At 61.8% G+C, this 9,665-nt stretch carries 12 protein-coding genes and 1 pseudogene; 8 read left to right on the top strand and 5 right to left on the bottom strand.

The window, feature by feature from the left end:
* The 5 genes from DBR23_RS14945 to DBR23_RS14965 form a co-directional block, all read right to left on the bottom strand.
* A partial coding sequence (locus tag DBR23_RS14945; RefSeq protein WP_233250471.1) for a DMT family transporter occupies positions 1 to 720 on the bottom strand: 720 nt, incomplete at its 3' end.
* 101 nt (positions 721 to 821) lie between these two features.
* On the bottom strand, positions 822 to 1,535 hold the full coding sequence (locus DBR23_RS14950; protein WP_108498777.1) for an AraC family transcriptional regulator: 714 nt from the start codon (positions 1,533 to 1,535) through the stop codon (positions 822 to 824).
* A 34-nt stretch (positions 1,536 to 1,569) separates the two neighbouring features.
* Entirely contained in the window at positions 1,570 to 2,550 is a 981-nt protein-coding gene (gene lipA, locus DBR23_RS14955) for a lipoyl synthase (RefSeq protein ID WP_056058875.1), read from the bottom strand.
* 15 nt (positions 2,551 to 2,565) lie between these two features.
* The gene (gene lipB / locus DBR23_RS14960; RefSeq protein ID WP_108498778.1) at positions 2,566 to 3,261 is read right to left on the bottom strand and encodes a lipoyl(octanoyl) transferase LipB; all 696 of its coding nucleotides are present in this window, start codon (positions 3,259 to 3,261) and stop codon (positions 2,566 to 2,568) included.
* Between the two features lie 22 nt (positions 3,262 to 3,283).
* Positions 3,284 to 3,601 (bottom strand): YbeD family protein, encoded by a 318-nt coding sequence (locus DBR23_RS14965; RefSeq protein ID WP_056058869.1) that lies wholly within the window; start codon positions 3,599 to 3,601, stop codon positions 3,284 to 3,286.
* Between the two features lie 287 nt (positions 3,602 to 3,888).
* On the opposite strand from DBR23_RS14965, the gene DBR23_RS14970 reads away from it, so the two are divergent.
* The 8 genes and pseudogenes from DBR23_RS14970 to DBR23_RS15005 all read left to right on the top strand — a co-directional run.
* Positions 3,889 to 4,362 carry an ATP synthase subunit I gene (locus DBR23_RS14970; RefSeq protein ID WP_056058866.1) on the top strand — a complete coding sequence of 158 codons (474 nt, stop codon included), beginning with the start codon at positions 3,889 to 3,891 and terminating at the stop codon, positions 4,360 to 4,362.
* Positions 4,363 to 4,381: 19 nt separating this feature from the next.
* Positions 4,382 to 5,260: a F0F1 ATP synthase subunit A gene (gene atpB / locus DBR23_RS14975; protein WP_010467223.1), complete on the top strand. Its 879-nt coding sequence runs from the start codon at positions 4,382 to 4,384 to the stop codon at positions 5,258 to 5,260.
* Between the two features lie 54 nt (positions 5,261 to 5,314).
* Entirely contained in the window at positions 5,315 to 5,584 is a 270-nt protein-coding gene (gene atpE, locus DBR23_RS14980) for a F0F1 ATP synthase subunit C (RefSeq protein ID WP_015012210.1), read from the top strand.
* A gap of 34 nt (positions 5,585 to 5,618) precedes the next feature.
* Complete coding sequence (locus DBR23_RS14985; protein WP_056058864.1) at positions 5,619 to 6,089, top strand: F0F1 ATP synthase subunit B; 471 nt, start codon at positions 5,619 to 5,621, stop codon at positions 6,087 to 6,089.
* A 10-nt stretch (positions 6,090 to 6,099) separates the two neighbouring features.
* Entirely contained in the window at positions 6,100 to 6,642 is a 543-nt protein-coding gene (locus DBR23_RS14990; RefSeq protein WP_056058859.1) for a F0F1 ATP synthase subunit delta, read from the top strand.
* 42 nt (positions 6,643 to 6,684) lie between these two features.
* Positions 6,685 to 8,238: a F0F1 ATP synthase subunit alpha gene (atpA, locus tag DBR23_RS14995; RefSeq protein ID WP_056058856.1), complete on the top strand. Its 1,554-nt coding sequence runs from the start codon at positions 6,685 to 6,687 to the stop codon at positions 8,236 to 8,238.
* Between the two features lie 18 nt (positions 8,239 to 8,256).
* On the top strand, positions 8,257 to 9,123 hold the full coding sequence (atpG, locus tag DBR23_RS15000) for a F0F1 ATP synthase subunit gamma (RefSeq protein ID WP_056058853.1): 867 nt from the start codon (positions 8,257 to 8,259) through the stop codon (positions 9,121 to 9,123).
* A gap of 33 nt (positions 9,124 to 9,156) precedes the next feature.
* Positions 9,157 to 9,665, top strand: a pseudogene (locus DBR23_RS15005) (F0F1 ATP synthase subunit beta); the annotation flags it as partial.

The raw sequence follows: 9,665 nt of genomic DNA on the forward strand, positions 1-9,665 counted from the left end.
TGGCGTGATGTAGCTCAGGATGCCGATGTGCCGTGCGTCCCCCAGCTTGAGCGCCTTGTCCCACATAAAAAACGACGCCCCCAGCGGCCCCAGGCCCAGCACCGCGAGCAGCCCCCAGTCGCGCGGCTGCAGTGCCACCGGCGGCTCCAGCGCCACATGGCACAGCAGCGACAGCGCGCCGGACACCAGCCCGAACAGGCCAATGGCCGTGGTCGGGAACGCTGCCACGCGCTTGGTCATGAGCGAATACGTGGCCCAGATGAAAGCCGCTGCCAGCGCGGGCAGGTAGCCCCAGGCCAGCGTGCCGCTCAACTCGCGCCCGCCGGCAATGGCAATGGCCGCGCCGCCAAAACCCAGCAGCGCCGCCAGCACATGCGGCAGGCGCAGCGCCACACCGGGCAGCACCACCGGCGAGAGCACCACGATGAACAGCGGCCACAGGTAGTTGACGAGGTTGGCCTCCACCGGCGGGGCATGGCGCAGCGCGATGAACAGCAGAAAGTGGTACGCAAACAGGCCGTACACGCCCAACGCCAGCGTGCGCAGCGGGATGCGCCACTGTGCAGGGTCACGAAGCACAAACGGCCAGGCCGGCACGCTGCCGATGATGAGCGCAACGCCTGTGAGCAGGAAGGGCGGAATGTGGGTGAGGGACACCCCCAGGGAAGCGAGAGAGGCCCACAGCGCAATGGCGCCCAGGGCATAGAGGTTGGCTTGCATGGCGCCGAGCTTACGCGCGCCCGCTGTGGTGAGTCGTCGCGCAACACCGGTGAGTCGTCGCGCGCCAAGGTTTTGGCCTGGTTGCCAGCCGTCGCCGGCCGTTATGTGTGCTGCTCAGCCCGGCGCAATGCGGCAGTCAAAGCCGAGGGCGAGCGGTAGCCCGTGCGCAGCGCCACCTCGGCCACCGCCATGCCCGTGCTGCGCAGCACCCGGGCCTGCGCCAGGCGCAAGCCGCGCAGCCAGGCCATGGCGCCCATACCCTGGTCGTCCCGGCATCGGGCGGAAAACTGGCTGGGGCTCAGATGCACCTGCGCCGCCAGGTCGGCCACGGTCAGTTCACGATGCCATTGCTGCGCCGCCCATTGCTGCAGGGCGGGCCAGTTGATGGTGCGGCCGCGCGTGGGGCCGGGCGTGGAACAGTCGGAATGGGTGCTGTCGAGCCACGCCTCCAGCAAGAGCGCAGGGCCGTAGGTTTGTGCCAGCGGGCGGTCTTGTTGCAGTGCGCTCGCCAGATAGTGCGCCAGTGGCAGTGCATCGGCGGGTGGTTTGGTCGAGCGGCGTTGGCCGGTACAGCGCGCCCAGTCGGGGTGTGCGCTGTCCAGCACTAGGCACAGGCTGCCACGGGACGATTCAAAGTCGTGCCGATCTCCCGGGGCAATCACGCAGCCGCCGCCGGGTGCCACGCGCACGCCACGGCCCGCCACCTCCAGGTCCAGCGCTCCGGAGAGTCCCAGCAGAATCTGGAAATGGTCATGGCTGTGGCTGCCCGGTGATGCGCCGTAGCGGCGCAGCGAGAGCAGACCATTCGGGCCCATGGGTGACCTGCGAATCGGGCCGGGTGGACAGGGCTTACACGCCAGCGGCGTGCGCCTGTTGGTCCGCGTGGTAGCTGGAGCGCACCATGGCGCCAACTGCCGCATGGCTGAAGCCCATCTTGTACGCCTCTTCCTCGAACATCTTGAAGGTGTCGGGGTGCACGTAGCGGCGCACGGGCAGATGGCTGTTGCTGGGTGCCAGGTACTGGCCGATGGTCAGCATGTCGATGTTGTGCGCGCGCATGTCACGCATGACCTGCAGGATCTCTTCGTCCGTCTCGCCCAGGCCGACCATGATGCCGCTCTTGGTGGGCACGTTGGGATGCAAGGCCTTGAACTTCTTGAGCAGGTTCAGGCTGAACTGGTAGTCCGAACCGGGGCGCGCTTCCTTGTACAGGCGGGGCGCGGTTTCCAGGTTGTGGTTCATCACGTCGGGCGGCGCGGCTTTCAGGATTTCGAGCGCGCGGTCATCACGGCCGCGGAAGTCGGGCACCAGGATCTCGATTTGGGTCTGGGGCGACAGCTCGCGGATGTTCTGGATGCATTCCACAAAGTGGCCGCTGCCGCCGTCGCGCAGGTCGTCGCGGTCCACGCTGGTAATCACCACGTATTTGAGCTTGAGTGCGGCAATGGTCTTGGCCAGGTTCAGCGGCTCATCCTTGTCGAGCGGGTCGGGGCGGCCATGGCCCACGTCGCAGAACGGGCAACGGCGCGTGCACTTGTCACCCATGATCATGAAGGTGGCCGTGCCTTTGCCAAAGCATTCACCGATGTTGGGGCACGAAGCTTCTTCGCACACCGTGTGCAGCTTGTGTTCGCGCAGGATTTCCTTGATTTCGTAGAAACGCGTGGTGGGGCTGCCCGCCTTCACGCGGATCCACTCGGGCTTCTTGAGCACTTCGCCCTGCTCCACCTTGATCGGAATGCGCGACAGCTTGGCCGCAGCCTTTTGCTTGGCCAGCGGGTTGTAGGCTTCGGTGGATTGCGCTTCGCGGACGACTTCAGGGGTGCTCATGGCTGTAGGCAGAGTTCAGGGCGCCAACCGGATGCTGAGCTGCTGGCCCAGCACCTGCGCGGCTTCTTCCCAGGTGGTGTGGACCCCGATTGTAGAAAGGTCCACCGTTTTCAATCCTGCGTAACCGCAAGGGTTGATGCGGCCGTAGGGCTCCAGGTCCATGTTCACGTTCAGCGCCACGCCGTGGTAGGTGCAGTGGCGGCTGACCTTGATGCCGAGCGCCGCGATCTTGCCCAGGCCTTCGAAGTCGGGCGTGGGCGCCTCCGAGCCCGTTCGTTTTTGGGGGCGTTGGGGCAGCATGGCGTGGCTGCGCGGATCATCCAGGCGCACATAAATGCCGGGTGCACCGGCAACCCGGTGGCCCGTGACGCCGAAGTGCGCCAGCGCACGGATCACGGACTCTTCGACGCGATAAACGTATTCCTTGACGAAATAGCCTGCGCGTTGCAGGTCGATCAGCGGGTACGCGACCACCTGGCCCGGTCCGTGGAAGGTGACTTGCCCACCCCGGTTGGTGGCGATGACGGGGATCTCGCCTGGGTCAAGCACATGATCGCTTTTGCCTGCAATGCCTTGGGTGTAAAGCGGCGGGTGCTCACAAATCCAAAGCGTATCCGGGTCAGAGGGCGTACGTGTGGTCGTGTAGTCCTGCATGGCCTGCACAGTGCTGGCGTAGTCCGCACGGCCCAGCAGGCGGATGTCAATCGTCATGGCGCAACTTGCCGGGGGGCGGCTACAGCACCACTTTCACCAGCGGATGCGATGACAGCGCACGGTACAGGTCGTCCAGCTGCTCGCGGCTGGTCGCCGTGATGGTGATGGTTACTCCGAGGTAATTGCCTGCGCGGCTGTCACGCAGTTCAATGGTGGCGGCGTCGAAGGTGGGGTCAAACTGGCGGGCCAGTTCGGTCACCGCGTGCACGAACCCATCCACCTTGGCGCCCATGACCTTGATCGGGAACTTGGAGGGGTATTCGATCAGCGAGTCTTTGCGTGGATCTGTTGCCTGCGTATCGAGGCCGTTGGCGGGCGGCGGATTGGAGGATGTCATGGTGGATCGCGGTGGTAGGGATGCTGCAGTTTCAATAGCTAGGCATGCACTGTCATTGTGCGCCACGGGCTGATGAGGGTGTCTGAATTGTGTGTTTGGCGTGCGCCAGATCGGTGCATTGCGCGAGTTTTTTGGAGCGCAAAAGCCGTTGGCGCATCACCACAACAGAGCAGGCGCACACGAAGCCCACAGGCACGTTTGCGGGTTTTTGTCTGGTGCCATGGGTTTTTACTTATAATTAGAGGCTTTGTAAAAGTTGCGGTCTGTAACGCGGGCGTCATTCATCAATGAAAACAATCCCGCCAGAGACTGAAACTGAGGCTGAAGAATCTGACTTCAAGCCCCTGACGGCCCAAGAGGCGCAGCAGTGGCGCAGTCGCCATCCGCCCCTCTCGGTGTGGAAGGTGGTGGCAGGTCAGGCGCTGGTCGGAATGCTGGTGGCCCTGGTGGCCTGGGTTCTGACGGGCAGGGCGGTGGTGGGTTGGTCTGCAGCCTACGGTGCCCTGGCAGTGGTGGCTCCGGCTGCACTGTTTGCCCGCGGTGTGTTGCGCCACAAGGCGTCATCCAATCCGCGGGCTGCCATGGTGGGGTTCTTTGGGTGGGAAATCGCCAAGATCATGTTGACGGTGGCGCTGCTGGCGGCGGCACCTCGGCTGGTGCCGGGCTTGAGCTGGATTGCCTTGCTGATTGGCATGGTGGTCGCAATGAAAACGTACTGGGTGGCACTGTTGGTGCGGCCTGGTGTCCGAAAAACCGATTGATAGAGAGAAGAGTTGTCCGATGGCCGCAGAAGCGCACGCTCCGACTGCAAGTGAATACATCGTTCACCACCTGCAGCATCTTCAAAACGTCAACCAGACCAAGATCGTTGATTTCACTGTCATCAACTATGACTCGATCATCGTCGGTTTGGTTCTGGGGGCTCTCACCCTTTTGATTCTGTGGTCAGCTGCCCGTAAGGCAACGTCTGGTGTGCCTGGACGCTTCCAGGCAGCGGTCGAGATGCTGGTCGAGATGGTGGACAACCAGGCCAAGGCGAACATTCACAACGCTGAAAGCCGCAAGTTCATTGCGCCCCTGGGTCTGACAGTGTTCGTCTGGATCTTCTTGATGAACTTCATGGACATGCTGCCTGTGGACCTGCTGCCCGCCATCTGGGCGCAGATCTATGGCGCCGCCGGCCACGATCCTCACCACGCCTATCTGCGTGTCGTGCCCACGGCTGACCTGTCTACCACGCTGGGCCTCGCCTTTGCCATCCTGATCCTGCGCTTCTGGTACAGCGTCAAGATCAAGGGTGCTGGCGGTTGGGCACACGAACTGGTGTCGGCTCCTTTCGGCACCAGCAAGAATCCCATCTTCGCCCTGATCCTGGGCGTGGTGAATCTGCTCATGCAGATCATTGAATATGTCGCCAACACCGTGTCTCACGGCATGCGGTTGTTTGGCAACATGTACGCTGGCGAGCTGGTGTTCATGCTCATCGCCCTCATGGGTGGTGCTGCGGCCCTGTCGCTGTCGGGTGTGCTGCTGCCTGTGGGCCACGTCATCGCTGGCACCATCTGGACGCTGTTCCACATTTTGGTGATCTCGCTGCAAGCGTTCATTTTCATGATGCTGGCGCTGATCTACCTCGGTCAGGCGCACAACGCGCACTAAGTTTCCCTTTCGTTTTTTCTTTCCTTAACTTTTCTTTTTAACTCAGGAGTCATCATGGAAAACATTCTCGGTCTCGTCGCTCTGGCTTGTGGTCTGATCGTTGGTCTGGGCGCTATCGGCGCTTCCATCGGCATCGCCCTGATGGGTGGCAAGTTCCTCGAATCGTCGGCACGTCAGCCTGAACTGATCAACGAACTGCAAACCAAGATGTTCATCTTGGCTGGTCTGATCGACGCTGCGTTCCTGATCGGCGTGGCTATTGCTCTGCTGTTCGCTTTCGCCAACCCCTTCGTTTCCACGCTCTTGGCCAACCTGCCCAAGTAATTCCCGTTCAACGCCACTTTAGAAAGGTGTTGCCGTGAGTATCAATGCGACCCTGTTCGTTCAGGCCATCGTCTTCCTGATCCTCGTGTGGTTCACGATGAAATTCGTGTGGCCCCCGATCGCGAAGGCGCTGGATGAGCGAGCCCAGAAAATCGCCGATGGCCTCGCAGCTGCCGACCGTGCCAAATCCGAACTGACCGCTGCCAACCAGCGCGTCGAGAAGGAATTGTCACAGGCGCGCAACGAGACGGCCTCGCGTCTTGCGGACGCCGACCGTCGTGCCCAGGCCATCATCGAAGAAGCCAAGGCCCGCGCCACAGAGGAAGGCAACAAGATTGTCGCTGCTGCCCGCGCTGAAGCCGAGCAGCAGACGGTCCAAGCCCGCGAAGCCCTGCGTGAGCAGGTGGCAGCGTTGGCAGTCAAGGGTGCCGAGCAGATTCTCCGCAAGGAAGTCAATGCTGGCGTCCATGCCGATCTGCTCAACCGCCTGAAGACCGAGCTGTAAGGGGACACACATGGCTGAACTCGCCACCATTGCCCGCCCTTACGCCGATGCCTTGTTCAAGGCTGCCACTGCGGGCGCGGGCGTCGATCTGGGCAGCACCGCTGCCTGGATGGACGAACTGGCGGCGATTGCCGCCAACCCCCAGCTGCGTCAGTTGGCGGACAACCCCAAGGTGACGGCAGACCAGGTGTTCGCTGTATTCACCGGGGTCGCCCGCTCGGCCCTGCCGGATATGGCCAAAAATTTCCTGCGCACAGTCATCGACAACGGACGCATTGATGCGCTCCCGGAAGTGGCTGCGCAGTTTCGTGCCCTCGTGAATCGTCGCAACGGATCTTCGGATGCCGTGGTGTACAGCGCATTTCCGATGGACAGTGCTGCACTGTCTGAGGTCAGCGCAGCGCTGGAAAAGCGCTTCGGCCGCAAGCTCAACCTCGCTGTGAAGCTGGATGAGTCCCTGATCGGTGGTATTCGCGTAGTGGTGGGTGACGAGGTGCTGGACACTTCGGTCAAGGCCCGTCTTGAACAAATGAAAGCGGCCCTCATCGCGTAATGCGCGGCGAGGACAGCGAACCAAAGAAAGAAGGAAAGAGTCATGCAACTCAATCCCGCAGAAATTTCTGAACTCATCAAGAGCCGCATCGAAGGTCTGGCCGCCAGCAGCGATATCCGCAACCAGGGTACCGTGGTGTCCGTGTCCGACGGTATCGTGCGCGTTCATGGCCTGTCGGACGTGATGCAGGGCGAAATGCTCGAGTTCCCCGCGACCAAGGACGGCCAGCCTTCCTACGGTCTGGCGCTGAACCTTGAGCGCGACTCCGTCGGCGCCGTGATTCTGGGCGAGTACGAGCATATCTCCGAAGGCGACACCGTGAAGTGCACGGGCCGTATTCTGGAAGTGCCAGTCGGCCCCGAACTGATCGGACGCGTGGTGAATGCCCTGGGCCAGCCGATCGACGGCAAGGGTCCCATCAACGCCAAGCTCACCGACGTGATCGAAAAGGTCGCTCCTGGTGTGATCGCCCGTAAATCGGTGGACCAGCCTCTGCAGACCGGCCTGAAGTCCATCGACTCGATGGTGCCCGTGGGCCGTGGCCAGCGCGAGCTGATCATTGGTGACCGCCAGACCGGCAAGACGGCCGTCGCCATCGACGCCATCATTGCCCAGAAGGGTCAGGGCGTTACCTGTATCTACGTCGCTATTGGTCAGAAGGCTTCTTCGATCAAGAACGTGGTGCGCGCTCTGGAACAAGCCGGCGCCATGGAGTACACGATTGTGGTGGCCGCATCGGCTTCCGAATCGGCCGCCATGCAGTACGTGTCGGCCTACTCGGGCTGCACGATGGGCGAGTACTTCCGGGACCGCGGTGAAGACGCGCTGATCGTGTATGACGATCTGTCCAAGCAAGCCGTTGCCTACCGCCAAGTGTCCCTGCTGCTGCGCCGCCCACCAGGCCGTGAAGCCTATCCTGGCGACGTGTTCTATCTCCACAGCCGTTTGCTCGAACGCGCAGCCCGCGTGAACGCCGACTACGTCGAAGCCTTCACCAAGGGTGAAGTCAAGGGCAAGACCGGATCGTTGACGGCACTGCCCATCATCGAGACGCAAGCTGGCGACGTGTCCGCTTTCGTGCCTACCAACGTGATTTCGATCACCGACGGTCAGATCTTCCTGGAAACCAGCCTGTTCAACGCCGGTATCCGCCCCGCTATCAACGCCGGTATCTCGGTGTCGCGCGTCGGCGGTGCAGCCCAGACCAAGCTGGTGAAGAACCTGTCCGGTGGTATCCGTACCGACTTGGCACAGTACCGTGAACTGGCTGCTTTCGCGCAGTTTGCCTCCGATCTGGACGAAGCCACCCGCAAGCAGCTGGACCGCGGTGCTCGCGTGACCGAACTGCTCAAGCAGGCACAGTACAGCCCGCTGCCCATCTCGCTGATGGCTTCCACGCTGTTCGCTGTGAACAAGGGCTTCATGGACGACATCGACGTCAAGAAGGTGCTCGACTTCGAACACGGCCTGCACCAGTTCCTGAAGACCAGCCACGCCGCTTTGCTGGCCAAGCTGGAGCAGGCCAAGGCCATGGACAAGGACGCAGAAGCCGAATTGACCGCAGCGATCGCCGCGTTCAAGAAGTCGTTCGCTTAAACCGGACGAGGAGCCATCATGGCAGCAGGCAAGGAAATACGCGGCAAGATCAAATCGGTGGAAAACACCAAGAAGATCACCAAAGCCATGGAAATGGTGGCCGCATCCAAAATGCGCAAGGCGCAGGACCGGATGCGGGCTGCCCGCCCATACAGCGAGAAGATCCGCAACATTGCAGCCAACCTCGGCAAGGCCAACCCAGAGTACGTGCATCCGTTCATGAAAGTGAACGATGCCAAGACCGCTGGCGTCATCGTCATCACCACAGACAAGGGTCTGTGTGGCGGCATGAACACGAACGTGTTGCGTGCCGTGACGACCAAGCTGCGTGAACTGCAAGGTGCTGGCGTCTCGACCGAAGCAGTGGCGATTGGCAACAAGGGCCTGGGTTTCCTGAACCGTGTGGGCGCCAAGGTGGTTTCGCACGTGACGGGTCTGGGTGACACCCCCCACCTGGACAAGCTGATTGGCCCGGTGAAGGTGCTGCTCGATGCATACGCAGAAGGCAAGATCAACGCGGTGTATCTGAGCTACACCAAGTTCATCAACACCATGAAGCAGGAATCGGTGGTGGAGCAGTTGCTCCCCCTGTCCTCCGAGCAGATGCAGGCTGAGAAGACGGAACACGGCTGGGACTACATCTATGAGCCCGATGCGCAAAGCGTCATCGACGAGCTGCTGGTCCGTTATGTCGAGTCCCTGATCTACCAGGCGGTTGCGGAAAACATGGCGTCCGAGCAGTCGGCGCGCATGGTGGCCATGAAGGCTGCCACCGACAACGCCGGCAGCGTCATTGGCGAGTTGAAGCTGGTCTACAACAAGACGCGCCAGGCAGCGATCACGAAAGAACTTTCGGAAATCGTGGCTGGCGCCGCTGCTGTGTAAGCAGCTCAACAAACTACTTTATTGGAGCGAAAAATGGCTCAAGTGCAAGGCAAGATTGTTCAATGTATCGGCGCTGTGGTGGACGTGGAGTTCCCCCGCGACCAGATGCCCAAGATTTATGACGCCCTGAAGCTCGAAGGCTCGTCGCTGACGCTGGAAGTGCAACAGCAGCTGGGCGACGGCGTGGTGCGTACCATTGCCCTGGGTTCGTCCGACGGCCTGCGTCGCGGCATCATGGTGTCCAACACCGGCAACCCCATCACCGTGCCTGTGGGCAAGGCGACGCTGGGCCGCATCATGGACGTGCTGGGCACGCCCATCGACGAACGCGGTCCGGTCAGCCAGGACCTGACGGCCTCCATCCACCGCAAGGCCCCTGCGTACGACGAACTGTCGCCATCGCAAGAGCTGCTGGAAACCGGCATCAAGGTGATCGACCTGGTGTGCCCGTTCGCCAAGGGCGGCAAGGTGGGTCTGTTCGGCGGCGCTGGCGTGGGCAAGACCGTGAACATGATGGAACTCATCAACAACATCGCCAAGGC

This window comes from Acidovorax sp. HMWF018, assembly GCF_003061035.1.
In the GTDB taxonomy this organism is placed as follows: Bacteria; Pseudomonadota; Gammaproteobacteria; order Burkholderiales; family Burkholderiaceae_C; genus Acidovorax; species Acidovorax delafieldii.

Excerpts from the sequence above, each read along its gene's own strand:
- DBR23_RS14950 (WP_108498777.1), bottom strand. The coding sequence starts at position 1,535 with ATGGGCCCGAATGGTCTGCTCTCGCTGCGCCGCTACGGCGCATCACCG.
- atpE (WP_015012210.1), top strand. The coding sequence starts at position 5,315 with ATGGAAAACATTCTCGGTCTCGTCGCTCTGGCTTGTGGTCTGATCGTT.
- atpG (WP_056058853.1), top strand. The coding sequence starts at position 8,257 with ATGGCAGCAGGCAAGGAAATACGCGGCAAGATCAAATCGGTGGAAAAC.
- lipA (WP_056058875.1), bottom strand. The coding sequence starts at position 2,550 with ATGAGCACCCCTGAAGTCGTCCGCGAAGCGCAATCCACCGAAGCCTAC.
- DBR23_RS14990 (WP_056058859.1), top strand. The coding sequence starts at position 6,100 with ATGGCTGAACTCGCCACCATTGCCCGCCCTTACGCCGATGCCTTGTTC.
- DBR23_RS14965 (WP_056058869.1), bottom strand. The coding sequence starts at position 3,601 with ATGACATCCTCCAATCCGCCGCCCGCCAACGGCCTCGATACGCAGGCA.
- DBR23_RS14970 (WP_056058866.1), top strand. The coding sequence starts at position 3,889 with ATGAAAACAATCCCGCCAGAGACTGAAACTGAGGCTGAAGAATCTGAC.
- atpA (WP_056058856.1), top strand. The coding sequence starts at position 6,685 with ATGCAACTCAATCCCGCAGAAATTTCTGAACTCATCAAGAGCCGCATC.
- lipB (WP_108498778.1), bottom strand. The coding sequence starts at position 3,261 with ATGACGATTGACATCCGCCTGCTGGGCCGTGCGGACTACGCCAGCACT.
- atpB (WP_010467223.1), top strand. The coding sequence starts at position 4,382 with ATGGCCGCAGAAGCGCACGCTCCGACTGCAAGTGAATACATCGTTCAC.